Origin of the sequence: Kutzneria buriramensis (genome assembly GCF_003387475.1) — a bacterium.
In the GTDB taxonomy this organism is placed as follows: Bacteria; Actinomycetota; Actinomycetes; order Mycobacteriales; family Pseudonocardiaceae; genus Kutzneria; species Kutzneria buriramensis.
The window spans coordinates 246,974-262,971 of record NZ_QUNO01000007.1; the positions used below are offsets into that span (position 1 = coordinate 246,974).

At 71.2% G+C, this 15,998-nt stretch carries 15 protein-coding genes; 13 read left to right on the forward strand and 2 right to left on the reverse strand.

Annotated elements, in window-relative coordinates:
* Positions 1 to 330: 330 nt before the first annotated feature.
* Positions 331 to 1,302, forward strand: coding sequence for an NAD-dependent epimerase/dehydratase family protein (locus BCF44_RS56700; RefSeq protein ID WP_116176217.1), 972 nt, complete (start codon positions 331 to 333; stop codon positions 1,300 to 1,302).
* Positions 1,303 to 1,430: 128 nt separating this feature from the next.
* On the opposite strand, the gene BCF44_RS56705 is transcribed toward BCF44_RS56700, so the two are convergent.
* A complete protein-coding gene (locus BCF44_RS56705; RefSeq protein ID WP_211353146.1) occupies positions 1,431 to 1,670 on the reverse strand; it encodes a fumarylacetoacetate hydrolase family protein in 240 nt (79 codons plus the stop codon).
* 268 nt (positions 1,671 to 1,938) lie between these two features.
* On the opposite strand from BCF44_RS56705, the gene BCF44_RS21885 reads away from it, so the two are divergent.
* The 4 genes from BCF44_RS21885 (at position 1,939) to BCF44_RS21900 (ending at position 5,015) form a co-directional block, all read left to right on the forward strand.
* Positions 1,939 to 3,429 carry an aldehyde dehydrogenase gene (locus BCF44_RS21885; protein ID WP_116176218.1) on the forward strand — a complete coding sequence of 497 codons (1,491 nt, stop codon included), beginning with the start codon at positions 1,939 to 1,941 and terminating at the stop codon, positions 3,427 to 3,429.
* Positions 3,426 to 4,130, forward strand: a complete 705-nt coding sequence (locus BCF44_RS21890) for a gamma-glutamyl-gamma-aminobutyrate hydrolase family protein (RefSeq protein ID WP_116176219.1) — start codon at positions 3,426 to 3,428, stop codon at positions 4,128 to 4,130. Before BCF44_RS21885 ends, BCF44_RS21890 begins: the two co-directional genes overlap by 4 nt.
* Positions 4,131 to 4,176: 46 nt before the next feature.
* On the forward strand, positions 4,177 to 4,431 hold the full coding sequence (locus tag BCF44_RS21895; protein ID WP_211353147.1) for a DNA glycosylase family protein: 255 nt from the start codon (positions 4,177 to 4,179) through the stop codon (positions 4,429 to 4,431).
* A 332-nt stretch (positions 4,432 to 4,763) separates the two neighbouring features.
* Complete coding sequence (locus BCF44_RS21900) at positions 4,764 to 5,015, forward strand: hypothetical protein (protein WP_116176220.1); 252 nt, start codon at positions 4,764 to 4,766, stop codon at positions 5,013 to 5,015.
* Between the two features lie 37 nt (positions 5,016 to 5,052).
* Here BCF44_RS21900 and BCF44_RS21905 read toward each other — a convergent pair whose 3' ends face one another.
* Complete coding sequence (locus tag BCF44_RS21905; RefSeq protein ID WP_116176221.1) at positions 5,053 to 7,830, reverse strand: AfsR/SARP family transcriptional regulator; 2,778 nt, start codon at positions 7,828 to 7,830, stop codon at positions 5,053 to 5,055.
* Positions 7,831 to 8,164: 334 nt separating this feature from the next.
* Here BCF44_RS21905 and BCF44_RS21910 point away from each other — a divergent pair, with 334 nt between their 5' ends.
* From BCF44_RS21910 to BCF44_RS21945, 8 genes are all read left to right on the forward strand, one after another.
* The gene (locus BCF44_RS21910; protein WP_116176452.1) at positions 8,165 to 8,539 is read left to right on the forward strand and encodes an ArsR/SmtB family transcription factor; all 375 of its coding nucleotides are present in this window, start codon (positions 8,165 to 8,167) and stop codon (positions 8,537 to 8,539) included.
* 50 nt (positions 8,540 to 8,589) lie between these two features.
* A complete protein-coding gene (locus BCF44_RS21915; protein WP_211353148.1) occupies positions 8,590 to 9,075 on the forward strand; it encodes an NADH-quinone oxidoreductase subunit B family protein in 486 nt (161 codons plus the stop codon).
* On the forward strand, positions 9,072 to 11,084 hold the full coding sequence (locus BCF44_RS21920) for a proton-conducting transporter transmembrane domain-containing protein (RefSeq protein ID WP_246015391.1): 2,013 nt from the start codon (positions 9,072 to 9,074) through the stop codon (positions 11,082 to 11,084). The genes BCF44_RS21915 and BCF44_RS21920 overlap by 4 nt, the downstream gene beginning before the upstream one ends.
* On the forward strand, positions 11,081 to 12,028 hold the full coding sequence (locus BCF44_RS21925; protein ID WP_116176222.1) for a respiratory chain complex I subunit 1 family protein: 948 nt from the start codon (positions 11,081 to 11,083) through the stop codon (positions 12,026 to 12,028). The genes BCF44_RS21920 and BCF44_RS21925 overlap by 4 nt, the downstream gene beginning before the upstream one ends.
* 20 nt (positions 12,029 to 12,048) lie before the next feature.
* Entirely contained in the window at positions 12,049 to 12,711 is a 663-nt protein-coding gene (locus tag BCF44_RS21930) for a hypothetical protein (protein ID WP_116176223.1), read from the forward strand.
* Positions 12,711 to 14,192: a proton-conducting transporter transmembrane domain-containing protein gene (locus BCF44_RS21935; RefSeq protein WP_116176224.1), complete on the forward strand. Its 1,482-nt coding sequence runs from the start codon at positions 12,711 to 12,713 to the stop codon at positions 14,190 to 14,192. The genes BCF44_RS21930 and BCF44_RS21935 overlap by 1 nt, the downstream gene beginning before the upstream one ends.
* Entirely contained in the window at positions 14,189 to 15,688 is a 1,500-nt protein-coding gene (locus tag BCF44_RS21940) for a hydrogenase large subunit (RefSeq protein WP_116176225.1), read from the forward strand. Before BCF44_RS21935 ends, BCF44_RS21940 begins: the two co-directional genes overlap by 4 nt.
* A gap of 100 nt (positions 15,689 to 15,788) precedes the next feature.
* A complete protein-coding gene (locus tag BCF44_RS21945) occupies positions 15,789 to 15,998 on the forward strand; it encodes a hypothetical protein (protein ID WP_116176226.1) in 210 nt (69 codons plus the stop codon).

The window sequence follows — 15,998 nt, forward strand, 5'->3', positions numbered from 1 at the left end:
AAATTTATGGCGCGAATTCGGGCGCAGTCAACAGAACGTCCTTAACCCTGTGGCGGCCGTCAATAGTTACGGCCGCCCGGGACGGCGCAGCGCCGAAATACCTACGAACGTCCGTGGTTGTCGCGGACCGCGACGGAGTACTCACGTGGGCGCGAGCGCCTCGGGTCGCTCGAACGTGATGTGGACGCCTGGGCCGGGATTCTTGACACCGGCGCGGGCCGTGCTTAGCTTGTCGCCGTTCGGGGTTCCGGATACCTCCTGTGAGTGCCCAGGGGTTGTCGGCGACCGTCGAGTGTTAGCGCTAACCAGGCCGGTACCGAGGGGAGCGTCATGCGAGTCGTCGTCATCGGCGGGAGCGGGCACATCGGCACGTTCCTCGTGCCCCGGCTGGTGCGGGCCGGCCATGACGTGATCTGCGTCAGCCGGGGCGCCCGGGCCGCTTATGCCGACGCTCCCGAATGGCGGCAGGTGCGGCAGGTGGTCGCCGACCGGGAACGGGAGGACCGCGACGGGGTCTTCGGCGACCGTGTGGCGGGGCTCGGGCCGGACGTCGTCGTCGACCTGATCTGTTTCACCCTGGAATCCGCCACGGCGCTGGTCAAGAGTCTCCGCGGCGAGGTCGGGCACCTGCTGCACTGCGGTTCCGTGTGGCGCTACGGCCCCAGCGACCGGCTGCCGATCTCCGAGACCACGGGCACCGCACCGGTCGGGGAGTACGGCATCCAGAAGGATCGGATCGCCCGGATGTTGAAGGAGGAGACCGCTTCCGGGGGCCTGGTGACGACGTCCCTGCATCCAGGGCACATCGTAGGCCCGGGGTGGCATCCGGTCGGTCCGCTGGGCAACCTGGACCCCGGCGTCTGGTTCACGCTGTCGGCCGGACAGCCGCTCGCGGTTCCGGGCAGCGGCGCCGAGATGATGCATCACGTGCACGCCGATGACGTCGCCCAGGCTTTCGAGCGGGCGATCGAACACCGGGACGCGGCGGCGGGGGAGGACTTCAACGTCGTCGCCCCGACCGCGCTGAACGTCCGTGGGTACGCGCACATCGCGGCCGGCTGGTTCGGGCAGACCGCGTCGCTGGAATCGGTGACGTGGCAGGAGTTCCGTGAGATCACGACCCCGGAGCACGCGGCGATGAGCTGGGACCATCTCTACCGCAGCCAGTGCTGCGCCATCGAGAAGGCCAGGACGCTGCTCGGCTACGCACCGCGCTACGAGCCGGAGGCCGCCGTGCTCGAGTCCGTCCACTGGCTGGTCGATCACGGTGAGCTCGACGTGGCCCGCTCGCTCGTGGTGTGACCCGACGGGAACCGGGCGGACGGATGCCGCGGAACTCCCAGTCGCCGCCCTGTGCGGTGGACTCGCTCTCGGTGGCTGAGCACCGCAGTCCGTGCGGACCGGGGTCGGTCCGGTGACGATGTTGTTGGTCAACGTGCCAAGACCTTCGACCTCGACGGAGACGACGTCGCGGAGTTGGCTGGTGTGCCGGACAGCAGGACGTCGCCGGGGAACAACGTGATGGTGCGGGCGATGTCCGCGACGACGTAGTGCATGCCCCATTCCATCTCGTTGGTGCTGCTGTCCTGGCGGACCTCGCCCTTGACGGCGGTGCGGATCGCCTCGCCACGGTAGTCCCGGTCATCGACCAGAGTAGCCGGGCAGAACATTTGGGCCCCAACGAGATGTCGGCGAAGATGGCGGGTCAACCGGTTCGCCCCTTGTGAAGTAGTGGTTCCCGTCTTATCGTTCGGTACCAAACGAAAGCCTTCGGGGGAGTGCTGGTGAGCGCTGACGTGCTGGCTCGATCTCGGCGGTGCGCAGCAGTGCCGCGCCCATGGCATCGACCCCGGCGACCTCCTCGCGCGTACCCGCGACGAGGGAGCACGCGCGCTGGTGGACGCCTTCCTCGACAAGATCGCCTGAGGAGTTCCGGCAATGTCTCTTCGCACTCACGAAGACTGGCTGCGTCTCGCCGCCGAGGTGAAGCTGCCGTCGCGGCACTACATCGACGGGGCGGACGAGGCGGGTGACGGGAAGACCTTCGCCGTTGTCTCGCCCCGCGACGGGCGGACCGTCGCCGAGGTCGCCGACGGCGGCGAGCGTGAAGTCGACCTGGCCGTGTCCGCAGCGCGGCGGGCGTTCGACCATGGGCCGTGGCCGCGACTGGCCCCCGCCGAGCGGGGCCGCGTCCTGGTCCGGCTGGCCGATCTGCTGGAGCTGCACCGGGACGAGCTCGCGCTGTGCATCAGCCTGGAGATGGGAAAACCGATCTCCGAGGCGCACACCGTCGAGCTCCGGGCGGCGGCCGCTGCCTTCCGCTGGTACGGACAGTTGGCGGACAAGATCGTCGACGAGTCCCCACAGACCGCCCAGGACACGCTGGCGCTGGTCACGCGCGAGCCCACCGGCGTGGTCGGCGCGGTGGTGCCGTGGAACTTCCCATTGACCCTGGCCTCCTGGAAGGTCGCCCCCGCGCTGGCCACCGGATGCACGGTCGTGCTCAAGCCGTCCGAGTTCTCACCGCTGTCCGCGCTGATGGTGGCCAAGCTGGCGACCGAGGCCGGTCTGCCGCCGGGCGCGCTGAACGTCGTGGTCGGTGACGGCTCCACCGCGGGGCGCGCGATCGGCCTGCATCCGGACGTGGACGTCGTGGCGTTCACCGGCTCCACGGACGTGGGCCGTCACTTCCTCCGATACGCCGCCGACTCCAACCTCAAGCGTGTGTGGCTCGAACTCGGCGGGAAGTCGCCCAACATCATCTTCCCGGATGCTCCGGACCTCGACCTGGCCGCCGCCACTGCCGCCTGGGGAATCTTCTTCAACCAGGGCGAGATGTGCACCGCGCCGTCCCGTCTGCTGGTCCATCGCTCGATCGCGGATCGCATCACCGACGCCGTGGTGGCGCGGGCCCAGGCGTTGCGCGTCGGTGATCCGCTCGACCCCGCCACGGAGATGGGCGCGTTGGTCCGGGAAAGCCACCTGGACCGCGTCCGCGCGCACATCGACGCCGCCGTCGCGGACGGAGCCAGGCTACGTGTGGGCGGCTCGCGGGTGCTCGCGGAGACCGGCGGCAGCTATCTGCGACCCACCGTCTTCGACCACGTCGCGCCGGCGTCCCGGCTCGCGCGGGAGGAGGTGTTCGGACCGGTCCTCGCCGTCCTGGCCTTCGACGAGGTCGACGAAGCCGTGGCGTTGGCCAACGCCAGCGACTACGGGCTGGCTGCGGGGCTGTGGACCTCCGACCTGACGACCGCGCATCGTGTCTCCCGTGCCCTGCGGGCCGGCACGGTGTGGGTGAACTGCTACGAGGAGGGTGACATGACCGTGCCGTTCGGCGGCGTCAAGCTCTCGGGCAACGGACGGGACAAGTCCGCGCACGCCCTCGACAAGTACACCGAGCTCAAGACGACCTGGGTCCAGCTGTGAGCACACGTCCGCTGATCGCGGTGCCCGCCCGGTTCTCCGCCGGCGCCTCGGCGCTTCGCTATGCCGCGGAGGTCAACGCCCGAGCGCTGGTCGAAGCGGTGTGGCGGGCCGGCGGTGAACCGGCGACGATCCACCCGGCGGAAGCCTCACCAGCCGACCTCGCCGTTCGGCTCAGCCGTTTCGACGGTGTCCTGCTGCCAGGGGGCGGCGACGTGGCGCCGGCCGCGTACGGCGCCGATTCGGTGCACGGCGCCGTCTACGACGTCGACCACGTTCAGGACGCCTTCGACCTCGCGCTTGCCCGGGTTGCGTTGGACAGCGGACTGCCCCTGCTGGCCGTCTGTCGGGGACTTCAGGTCGTCAACGTCGCGCTCGGAGGGACCCTTGAGCAGGACATGGGCGGCCCGGACCGGGACCACCGGCATGTCGTGCACGAGGTGCGACTCGTCCACGGCTCTGTGGTCGCCAAGGCGACCGGCGCCGAGTCCTGCGTCGTCTCGTGCTACCACCATCAACGCGTCGATCGGCTCGGCGCCGGACTGACCGCCACGGCTCTCGCGGCGGACGACACGATCGAGGCCGTCGAGCTGCCGAGCACTCCCGGCTGGTTCGCCGCCGTCCAGTGGCACCCCGAGGACACCGCGTCGAAGGATTCGGCGGCCCAGTCGCTGTTCGACGAGCTCGTTCGAGCCGCAACCTAGACCAGGCTCCGCAGGGGACGGAAGAAGCCACGGATGTCGGCGCGCGTTGGCCGACGGCGAGGTCGATCTCGGCGCCGGGGGCGACTGGGTTCGCGTCCGTGCCCAGCTCGCGGCGCTACCCGGCATCGAGGCCCCGACCGTGGAGGCGATCGCCAAGCGTGCCCTCGGCGATCCCGACGCATTCAGCGCCGCCGACCCCGTCGTCCGCCGTGCCGCCCGCAAGCTCGGCTTGACCGCCCTGCCAACGCATTCCGCCGCCTGGCGGCCTTGGCGCGCCTACGCCGTGCAGTATCTGTCCTGAAGGTGTCCCGGTTCGAGCACCGACGAGCCGTCGTCGATGGAGAAAGAAGTGTCAATTCCCCGTCAGGACAACAGTGTTCGGGTGAGCCGGTCGAGTCTCGCCGCGGCCGCCGGGTCGAATCCGTTGGTGTGAAACGATATCCGTTTCCCTGTGTCGGGGGCCGGCCCCGGACCCGCGGCGGCCATGCCGTGGAGCCTCGGCGTCCTTGGCGACCTGCTGTGGACCAGGCTGCCGGAAACCCGGCCGGCACTGGCGGGTCTGCTGGTCCGGGAGATCGAGGACGCCGTGAACGGCGACCGCGAGCTGCTTCCCGCGCTGGCCGGCGACATGGTGTGCCGAAGGCGCTCTGGTTCCCGGTGCTGGAGCTGGCGCTGGATCGGTATCCGGCCGACCGCGACCGGCTCGCCGTGCAGCTGTCGGTGGTGTTCGAGGCCTATCGGGCCGACGGCCCGGACCAGAGCGCGATCCGGTACGCGTTGGAGAACTACCTCTTCGAGTTCTTGGTGGAACCCGGGTACCGGGAGATCGTCGCGGAGGCCCATCCGGAACTGTCCGCGCTGGTGGCCCGGGTGGTGTCGAGCTGACCTCACACGCACATTCCCGGCTCGCGAACCGCGTCGGTCAGCGGCGCGTGGTCACCGAGCCGCTGTCGAGCTGTTGCCGCACGCGGTCGGCGTTGGCGGCTCGGTGTTGGGACTCGTACAGCTCGAGCGCCTCCCGCCAGGCGGTGCGGGCGCGGTCGTGGTGGCCGAGGACGGTGTGCGCGTCGCCGAGCTTGTCGAGGGTGTCGGCGACGCGGGTCGTGTGGCCGAGGTGGCGGCGCAGGGCGAGGGCCTGCTCGTAGTCTTCAACGGCTTGGTGGTGGTTTCCGGCGTGGTGGTTGATGTAGCCGAGGCTGTCCAGGGCGGATGCCTCGCCGTCGGGGTTGTGGCAGCGGCGGAACAGGGCGAGTGCGTCGTGGCAGTGGGCGCGGGCGGAGTTCAGGTCGCCGAGCCGGGCGGCGTACCAGCCGACGTTGTTGAGTGCCCGGCCTTCCCACGTGGGTTGGTCGAGCGTGCGGTACAGGCTCAGGGCCTGGGTGGCGTGGTGCAGTGCCTGCTGGTCACCGCCGTGCGCTTCCCACGCCGCGGCCAGCGCCTGGTGCGTGTGGGCTTGCTGGGCGGGGTCGTGGCAGCGTTCGGCGAGGTCGAGGGCCGCGCTCAGATGCGCGATGGCCTCGTCGCGGCGGCCCAGGTCGCCGTGGGCGCGGCCGAGGAGCCGGTGGGCGGTGATCTGGGACGTCGGGTCGGGTAGGTGTGTCGCGGCGTCCAGCGCCAGCTCCCACACGGCGACCCGGTCCTGGCGGTGTCGCCGCCGCGAGTGGAAGGTCTCCATCGCCCAGGCCAGGTGCCAGACCAGCTGGTGCCAGCGATGGTCCGCGGCGCAGCGCTGGGCCGCCAGCAGGTTGGGGTGTTCCGTGTCGAACCAGGTCAGCGCCGCAGTGGCGTCCGCCGGTGGCTCGGGGGTGGCGCCGGGGGCCAGGGCGTCGAGTGGGACGAACGTACGGTGGGGGTCCAGCAGACGGTCGGCGGCATGCGCGGTGTGCAGGTAGTGGTCGACCACCCGCCTCAGGGCCGCCGACCGTGTGTCCTCGGCGAGGGTGTCGTGGGCGGTGGCGCTGGCGTAGGCGCGGATCAGGTCGTGCATCGAATACCGGCCGTTCGCGCGGCGGCCCAGCAACGACGCATCCTCCAACTCGCGCAGCACCTTCGCCATGCGAGGCTTGGACGCAGCCGTGAGGCCGGCGGCGGCAGGCAGGCCGATATCGGCGCCGGGGGCGATGCCCAGCAGTGCGAACGCCGTGCGTTGCTCGGTGGTCAGGGCGCGCAGGGACCAGGACAGCACCGCGGGCAGGCTGGCGGCGGGGACGTCGTCGTCCAGCGCGTCCAGACCGAATTCGCGGAGTTCGGCGGCGAACTCGGCCAGTGGAATCCCGGGCCGGGCGTGGGCGCGGCCGGCGGTGATGGCCAACGCCAGCGGATAGCGACCGCACGACCGGATCAGATCCGCGACCGCGTCGGGTTCGGCGTCGAGGCGCTTGTCGCCGAGGCGATCCGTCAGCAGCTCGTGTGCCTCGTCCTCGTCGAGAGTGGACAGCGACAGGTGGCGGGCGCCGTACCGGTGCAGGAGCGTCGTGAGCGTCTTCCTGCTGGTGACGAGCACGGTGCAGGTCGGGGTGCCGGGGAGCAACGGGATGACCTGATCGGCCGTGGCGGCGTTGTCCAACACGATGAGCATTCGTTTGTCGGCGATCGTGCTGCGGTAGCAGGCCGCATGCTCGTCGAGGCCGCCGGAGACGCGGGTGGCGTCGACGCCGAGGGCGTCCAGGAATCCGCGCACCGCGGTCAGCGGGTCGAGCGGATCGCTGTCGGGGCTGAAGCCGCGCAGATCCGCGAAGAGTTGCCCGTCCGGGAAGCGGTCCGCGTGCGCGTGGGCCCAGTGCAGCGCCAGCCAGGTCTTGCCGATCCCGCCCGCGCCGGCCAGGGCGGAGATCACCACCGTCGGAGCGTCGCCGGCCTGGTCCAGCTGCGCGGTGAGTTCGGCCAGTTCGCTGCCGCGGCCGGCGAACTGCGCCGGCGGGGTGGGTAGCTGCCGCGGCACCGACTCCGGCATCGCCGCGCGCCGGGCGGTGCCGAGCAGGGACGGGTCGGCGCGGAGGATCCGCTGGTGCAGCTCCTGCAACGCGGGGCCCGGGTCGGTGCCCAACTCCTCGGCCAATCGTGTCCGCATACGCCGGTAGAGCTCCAAGGCATCGGCGGCACGGCCGGCGCGGTAGAGGGCCAGCAGGTACTGGCCGGCAACCCGTTCGTCCAACGGATGCTCGGTCAGGCGCGCGGACAGCTCGTCGACCAGGTCCTCGCCGTGTCCCAGGCGTAGGCGCGCGTCGGCGAGATCGTGTTGGGCGAGCAGACGTTGCTGGTGCAGCCGGTCGCGCTCCGCGCTTGCCCAGGTGCCCTCCAGACCCGCCAGGGCCTCCCCACGCCACAGTCCGAGGGCCTCGGTCAGCAGGGTCACGGCCTGGGCGTCGGTGGTGGCCGCCCGGGCCTGGTCGCCCAGGTCACGAAACCGCTGCACGTCCACCGCTGTCCGCTCGGCCACCAGGACGTATCCACCGGATCGCGCCAACAGTCTCGCGCTGCCCACCGCGCGCCGCAGGCGCGACACGTAGCTCTGGAGGGTGCCTCGCGCTCGCTGAGGTGGATCGTCGCCCCACACGCGCCGCACGAGATCGTCGACGGAGACCACGCGGTTGGCGTCGACGAGCAAGATCGCGAGCACCAGACGCTGCCGGGCCGGCCCCAGCACGACCGGTTCCCCCGCGACGTCGGCGGTGACCTCGCCCAGTACCCCGAACTCCATCACGCAAGCCCCCACCATCGCCGCAGTCGTCAGGCTCCCGACCACCTCGATATTGGGCGTGACCAGCGGAATGCAGCGGTTTGCAAGCAGTTCGGGCGAACGGTAGCACAGTGCGGGATCACGACAATTCGGCTTGAACGCCGTCGGACCCGCAAGCGCAAGTCGCCTGACCCAAGCCCCCGATGGACGGCGCCGAGGAGGGCGAGTACCCTCACCGCCCGTGAAGACTTGATAAGTTTTGCAATTGTGGATCTGTGAAAGGTGGGCGTGTTCGATCCTCTCGCGGCGGGACAGGGGAGGATCACGGCATGACGACGAGGGCGGGGTGGTCCGCGTGAGCAGGCCGCTGTACCAGCTGAAGGCCGAGTTCTTCAAGACGCTGGGGCATCCGGCGCGGATCCGGGTGCTGGAGCTGCTCAGCCAGCGCGAGCACGCGGTGGCCGAGATGCTGCCCGAGGTCGGCATCGAGGCGACCAACCTCTCCCAGCAGCTGGCGGTGCTGCGCCGGGCCGGTCTGGTGGTCACCCGCAAAGAGGGCTCGAACGTCTACTACTCGCTGACCAGTCCGCAGGTGGCCGAGCTGCTGGCGGTGGCCCGGTCGATCCTGACGGGGGTGCTGTCCGGCCAGATGGAACTGCTGGAAGACCTCCGGACGGCCGTGCCGGGCACGGCTTCGGAACTACCCGCCTCGGAGTCGCCGGGCGGCTGAGCCGCGGGCGCGCCCCGCTGCTCCGGACGTGGCAGAAGGGGAGCAGGGAAGTGCTGCGGTTGTGGCGCAGGATCTGGAGAATCGGACGGGCCGCGGAGCCGGCCCCGGCCGGCCCGGTCGGTGACCGGCCGGCGGTCGCGGCGGGGTGGCGGGGTTCGGTGCAGGTGCGCCACGTCGACGCGGGATCGTGCAACGGCTGCGAGATCGAGATCGCGGCGGCGTTCGGACCGGTGTACGACGCCGAGCGGTACGGCGCCCGGTTGGTGGCTTCACCCCGGCACGCGGACGCGCTGTTGGTGACCGGGCCGGTGACCCGCAACATGGCGGAACCCTTGCGCCGCACCCATGACGCGGTGCCCTCGCCCCGCGTTGTCGTCGCGGTCGGCGACTGCGCCCGTGACTGCGGCGTGTTCGCCAGCGCCTACGGGGTGGTCGGTCCGGTCCGCGACGTCATTCCGGTCGACCTGGAAGTCGCCGGCTGCCCGCCCCGACCGGAGGCGATCACCGAGGCGCTGCGGAAGCTGACCGGCCGGTGAATCCCACCGGTCTCGCGCTCGGCGTCGCACTGGTGTTGGGTGTGTTCGCCGCCGTGCTCGGCGCGGCCACCCGGAAGCACCTGCGTGCCCGCGCTGTCGGAGCCGTGACCGCACTGTGTGGGGCTGCCGGGACCATCGCCGGCATCAGCGCGATGTGCGGGACGCGGTACTACGCCGCGTTCCCGGCGCTGTTGCCGCTGTCCGGAGTGACGATCACCGTCGACTCGACGAGCGGCTTGTTCCTGGCTGTCACCGGGGCGGTCGCGTTCGTGTCGGCCGTCTACGGCGTCGGCTACGCCCGCGCCGACGCCAATGGCCGGTTGCCGCAGGCGGTGTTCCCGCTCTTCGTGATCACGATGATGCTGGTCGTCTCGGCCGGCAACGTGGGCGCGCTGTTGGTGTGCTGGGAGTTGATGGCGCTCTGCTCGCTCGTGCTGGTGCTCACCGAGCATCACCGGCGGCCGGAGGTCGCCCGGGCCGGCCGCTGGTACGCCGTGATGACCCACCTCGGCTTCGTGGCGATTCTGGCCGGCCTGCTGGTGTTCACGGCTGCCGCTGACGACGACACGTTCCCGGCTCTGCGCGTCGCCGCGCACCACCTGTCGCCGACGACCGCGTCGGTGGTGTTCGTGGCCACCCTGCTGGGTTTCGGCTCGAAGGCCGGCGTGGTTCCGCTGCACGTGTGGCTGCCCCGCGCGCATCCGGAAGCGCCCAGCCACGTGTCCGCGCTGATGTCGGCGGCGATGGTCAACCTCGGCGTGTACGGCATCGTGCGGGTCGGCTTCGACCTGCTGGGCGGCGGGCAGCGCTGGTGGTGGCTGCTGACCCTGGCGCTGGGCGGGATCTCCGCGGTCTACGGGATCCTGCACGCCGCGATGAGCACGGACCTCAAGCGGCTGCTGGGGTACTCGACCACCGAGAACATGGGGCTGGTGCTGATCGGGCTCGGCGCCGCCGGCCTGGTCGCCGACGATCCCGTGGTGGCCGGGCTGGCGTTGGCGGCGGCCTTGCTGCACATGGTCAACCACGCCGCGTTCAAGACGGTCCTGTTCCTGGCCGCCGGTTCGGTCCAGCGCGGCGCGGGAAGCCGGGACCTGGACGCGCTCGGGGGGCTGTCCGGTCCGATGCCGTTCACCACCGCGGCGTTCGGGCTCGGTGCGCTGGCTGCCTCGGCGCTGCCGCCGGGCACGGCTTTCGTGTCGGAGTGGCTGCTGCTCCAGGCGCTGATCCACGCCCGGCCGAGTGCCGGCGCCGCTGCCGTCGTCATGATGCCGATCGCCGTCGCGGCGGTGGCGCTGACCGCCGGCCTTGCCGTCGCCACCTTCGTCAAGGCGTTCGGCGTCGGGTTCCTGGGCCGGCCGCGAAGCGCGGGTGCCGCCGCGGCGCGGGAGAGCCCGGCGTCGATGACGGCCGCGCTGGGCATCGCCGTCGCGGTCTGCGCGGTGCTCGCGGTGCTGCCGACCATCCTCTTGTCGCAATTGGGTTCGCTGGCCAGCGGCCTGCTTCGTACGGGCTCGCCCGCAGCGATGGACGGCATAGTCGTACGACTCGTAGGGGTCTCGGGTGCGTTGTCACCGCTGATGCTGGCCGTCGTGTCGGTCGGGGCGGCGCTGGGGCTGGTGGCAGTCGTGCGGCTGGTACTGACGCGGCAGGCACGCCGCGCGGCGCGGTTGTGGGACTGCGGCGCCGGTCCGCTGTCGGCACGGATGGAGTACACCGCCACCTCGTTCGCCGAGCCGCTGCAACGGGTCTTCGACGACGTGGTGCAGCCGGAGACCGATGTGGACGTCACGCACGCGCGCGAGTCCGCATACCTGGTGGAGGCCATCGAGTTCCGCAACCGGGTGCTGGACCGGATCGAACGGTGGCTCTACACCCCGCTGCTGCGGGCGGTCAGCGTCTGGGCCGCCGCGGCGCGGCGGCTGGCCACCGGCAGCGTGCACCGCTATCTCGGCTACGGCTTCTACACCTTGTGCGGCCTGCTGATCCTCTTGGCGGTGACCCGATGAGTGCCCTGGGCATCGTCGGCGGCGTGGTCCAGCCGCTCGCGGTGGTGGCCGGATCCCCGGTCCTGGTCGGGATGATGCGGCAGGTGCGAGCCCGGCTGGAGGGCCGAGCCGGGCCGGGAATCGCCCAGCCATGGCGGGATCTGCGCAAGCTGTTCGGCAAGGAGCCGATCGCACCGCGCGGCACCGGCGTCGTGTTCCGGGCGGCGCCGTACGCGCTGGTCGCCACCACGCTCGTGGTCTCCTTCGTCGCCCCGCTGGCTACCGTCGACTCCCCGCTGGACCCGGTCGCCGATCTCTTCGCCGTCGTCGCCCTGCTGACCGCCGGCACGGTTGCGCTCGCGCTCGCCGGGCTGGACACCGGCACCGCGTTCGGCGGCATGGGCGCGAGCCGCGAGATGACCATCGTCGCGCTGGTCGAGCCGACCCTGCTGGTGGCCGTCTTCGCGCTGTCGGTCCCGGTGGGGTCCACCAATCTGGCCGCGATCGTGTCCTCGACGCTGCGCGACCCGGCTCGGGCGATCTCGCCGGCGAGCCTGCTGGCCGCGGTCGCGCTGGTCATCGTGATCGTCGCGGAGACCGGGCGGCTGCCGGTGGACAACCCGTCCACGCACCTGGAGCTGACCATGGTGCACGAGGCGATGGTGCTGGAGTACGCCGGTCCGGACCTGGCGCTCGTGGAGCTGGCGTCGGCGATGCGGCTGGGCGTGTTTCTCGCGCTGCTGGCCAATCTGTTCGTGCCGTGGGGAATCGCCACCACAGCCGGGCCGTTCGCGGTGCTCGGCGGCGTGCTGGCCCTGGCGGTGAAGGTCGTGGTGCTCGGACTGGCGCTCGCCGTCGGCGAGGTGTTCCTGGCCAAGCTGCGCCTGTTCCGCGTGCCGGAGCTGTTGGCCGGGTCGTTCCTGCTGGCGCTGCTCGCCGTGGCCGCGTCGTTCTTCCTGGCCTGACAAGGAGGTGTGCCGCGATCGTGAGTGAGACGACCTACGTGCAGCTGCTGTATCTCGCCTGCGGCGGACTCCTGCTGACCTCGGTGCTGATGCTGTGGCGCCGCGAACTGGCAGTGCTCATCCGGGTGTTCGCCGTGCAGGGCTTCGCCCTGGCCGTGATCGCCGGCCTCGCCGCGCTCCACCACGGCGGCATCGAACTCGGCGCCGTCGCGGTCGGTATTCTCGTTCTCCGGGTCGGAATTCTCCCCTGGTTGCTGCGACGCGCCGTGGCGGCGGTCGGTCCGGCGAGCCGGGAAACGCGGCCGTTGGTCAATGTCGCCGCGTCGTTGCTGGTCGCCGCGGTGCTCACGCTCCTGGCCTACGCGGTGTCGCGGCCGCTGGTGGAACTCGCCCCGGCGGCGGCGACCAGCGCGATCCCGATCGGCGTCGCGGTCGTCCTCATCGGGTTCTTCGTTCTGATCACCCGGCGTCGGGCGCCGTCGCAACTGGTCGGGTTCTTGTTGATGGACAACGGCATCACCGCCGTCGGCCTGCTGACCACCGCCGGCGTCGCGCTGACCGTCGAGCTGGGCGTGGCGCTCGACGTGCTGCTCGCCGTGCTGGTGTTGCAGATCCTGACCGGGCGGATGCGCGAGACGTTCGGTGACACCGACGTCGCCGAGTTGCGGGAGTTGCACGACTGATGATCACGCTGCTGATGCTCGCCCCGGTCGGGCTGCCGGTGCTCGGCGCGTTGGCCTATCTCCTGTTCGGCTGGCGTCCGGCGACGGCCTGGATCGCCGCCGGGGCGGCCGCAGGTGAGCTCGCGGCGGCCATCGGCCTCGCCGCAGTCGTCGACCTGAGTGGTCCTCAGATAGCGGTGGGCGGTCTGGCCCGTGTCGACGCGCTGTCGGTCTTCATGCTGCTGGTGATCGGAACCGTCGGGCTGCTGGCCACCGCCGCCTCCCCGTCCTACCTGGCGGCCGAGATCCGCGCCGGCCGGGCGAGCATGCGGACCGCGGCCCGGCACAGCCTGCTCGTGCAGGCGTTCCTCGCGGCGATGGCGAGCGCGGTGCTGGCCGCCGACCTCGGCGGGCTGTGGATCGCGATCGAGGCGACCACGATCGTCACGGCGTTCCTGGTCGGTCAGCGCCGCACCCGGGCGGCCGTGGAGGCGGCGTGGAAGTACGTGGTGATCTGCTCGACCGGCATTGCCCTGGCACTGCTGGGCGCGCTGCTGCTCAACTACGCCGCACAGCACACACCGGTGAGACCCGGCCTGAACCTGGTCGGCCTGATCGCCGCCGCGCACACGCTCGACCCTGCGGTGACCAAGATCGCGGTGGCCATGCTGGTGATCGGCTTCGGCACCAAGGCCGGACTCGCGCCGCTGCACGCCTGGCTGCCCGACGCGCACAGTCAGGCCCCGGCGCCGGTGTCGGCGCTGATGTCGGGCGTGCTGCTGTCCGTGGCCTTCTACGCGATCCTGCGGGTCAAGCTCGTCGCCGACGCCGTGCTCGGCGCCGGCTTCGCGCGGGCGCTGCTGCTGGTGATGGCGCTGGCTTCGCTCGCGCTGGCGGCGTCATTGCTGATCGCGCAGCGCGACTACAAGCGGATGCTGGCCTACTCCAGCATCGAGCACCTGGCGCTGATCGCCACCGGCGCCGCAGTCGGCGGCCCGCTCGCCATGGCCGCGGTGTTGCTGCACATGTTGGGCCACGGCCTGGCCAAGGGCGTCCTGTTCCTCGGCGCCGGGCAGCTGTCTCAGACGGACGGCACCAGCCGCATCGCTCAGATCCGGGCCGTTGCCGCGCGGCAGCCGGTCCTGGCGGGGTGTCTGGGGTTCGGCGTGCTGGCGCTCATCGGGCTGCCGCCGTTCAGCATCTTCGCCAGTGAACTGGGCATCGCGCGCGCCGGGTTCGCCGCCGGCCTGGGCTGGTTCACCGCGATCGCGCTGTCACTGACGGCGGTCGCCGGGGCGGTGCTGGTGATTCACGTGAGCCGGATGCTGCTGGGCACTCCGGCGGAGGGGCCCGGCGCGGCCACGGCATCGCCGCGGCTGCCGGCCGCGGCCGGCGCCGTGCTGCTGGCCGGGCTCACGCTGAGCGCCGCGCTCGGCGTGACCGCAGGACCGCTGACCGGTCTGCTGCACTCGGCAGCAGTGATCGCCGTGGGGACGCCATGACACACACCTTCGGTGACCTCGTCGGTCATCGCCGCACTGCCCGGGTCATCGCGCCGGACGAACTGGCGGAACACGTCAAAGGGCTGCTCGCCGTCGGATACCGCCCGGCGTTGGTGGCCGGCCACGACGACACCACCCGGCTGCGAGCGGTGTACCTGTTCACCCAGGCCGGCAGCGACCATCGCGTCGAGCTGCACGTCCCGCTCGATCGCGCCGCCGAGCGGTTGCCGAGTCTGGCCGGCCTGTCGTTCCCGATCGGCCGCTTCGAGCGGGAGATGCGGGATCTGTTCGGCATCGTGCCGGCGGAGCATCCGCTGCCGCGCCGCCTGGTCCGACACTTCCACTGGCCGCGAGGCTGGTACCCGATGCGCGCCGACGCCGGTGATCCGCCCGAGTTCGGCGACGTCGACGGCCCGTACCCGTTCCGCACCGTGGAAGGCCCCGGCGTCTACGAGATCCCCGTCGGCCCCGTGCACGCCGGCATGATCGAACCCGGTCACTTCCGGTTCTCGGTGGTGGGGGAGACGATCCTCAACCTCAAGGCCCGGCTGTGGTTCGTCCACAAGGGACTCGAGAAGCTGTTCCAGGGCCGTCGGCCGGACCAGGGCGTCGAACTGGCCGAGCGCATCAGCGGCGACACCGCCGTCGGCCACACGCTGGCGTACTGCATCGCGGTGGAGGACGCGCTCGACATCTCGGTGCCCGCCGCCGCTCGGCGGGACCGGGCGGTGCTGCTGGAGCTGGAACGGCTGCACAACCACGTCGCCGACATCGGCGCGCTGTGCAACGACGTCGGACACGGCATCCTCCACGCGCACGCCGGACGCATTCGGGAGTGGCTCCTGCGGGCCAACGAGGAGATCACCGGGCACCGACTGCTCCGCGGCGCCATCCGGCCGGGGACCACGCGGCTGCTCGCGGCGCCTGACACCGAGTTCCTGGCAACCATCGCCATGGACGTCGCGGAGATCGCGGGGCTGGCCGTCGAACACAGCGTCGTCCGTGATCGGTTCGGTGGGACCGCGCGCCTGACCGCCGGCCAGGCGGCCGATCTCGGCGTGCTCGGCTACGTGGCCCGCGCGAGCGGGCTGACCTTCGACGCCCGCCACGACCACCCGTTCGTCAGACCGCCGCTGCCGCGGAGTGCGCCGTCACACACCGAGGGGGACGTGCTGTCCCGGTTCCTCATCCGCAACGGGGAGATCCAGGAATCCGTCGCCTGGATCTCCGCGCTGCTCGACGGGGCCGCGGACCTTGAGCCGGACCTGCCCGGTGTCGCGGCGCGCTCCGGCGTGGGCATCGTCGAGGGGTGGCGCGGCGCCATCGCGCATCGGGTCGAGATCGCCCGCGACGGCACGCTGTCGCGCGTGAAGGTCGTCGATCCCAGCTTCTTCAACTGGCCGGCGCTGCCGGTCGCGCTCGCGGACACGATCGTCCCGGACTTCCCACTGGTCAACAAGAGCTTCAACCTGTCCTACGCCGGCAACGACCTGTAGCGGAGGAGACCGCCGACACAGCGCGGGAGAGTTGCAATAGTCTTCAATTGCGCAGAGCATGAGGTCGTTGTACCGGCAGCCGCTGGAGGGGCCGAGTTCGATGGGTGAGTTCGTCACGACGCTGCACGACAGCGTCCTGGACGTCCAACGCGATATCCGTCAGGCCAGGAGTGGCGGTGACGGCTACCGCGAGCAGCTGTTCTCCGGCCGGCTCGTCGACCTGCTCGCCGTCGCCCAGCGACACGACGTGGACGTCGACGGCTGGGTGGATTCGGACATTCTCGCCGTCCTCGGCGACCGGAACGGGTGA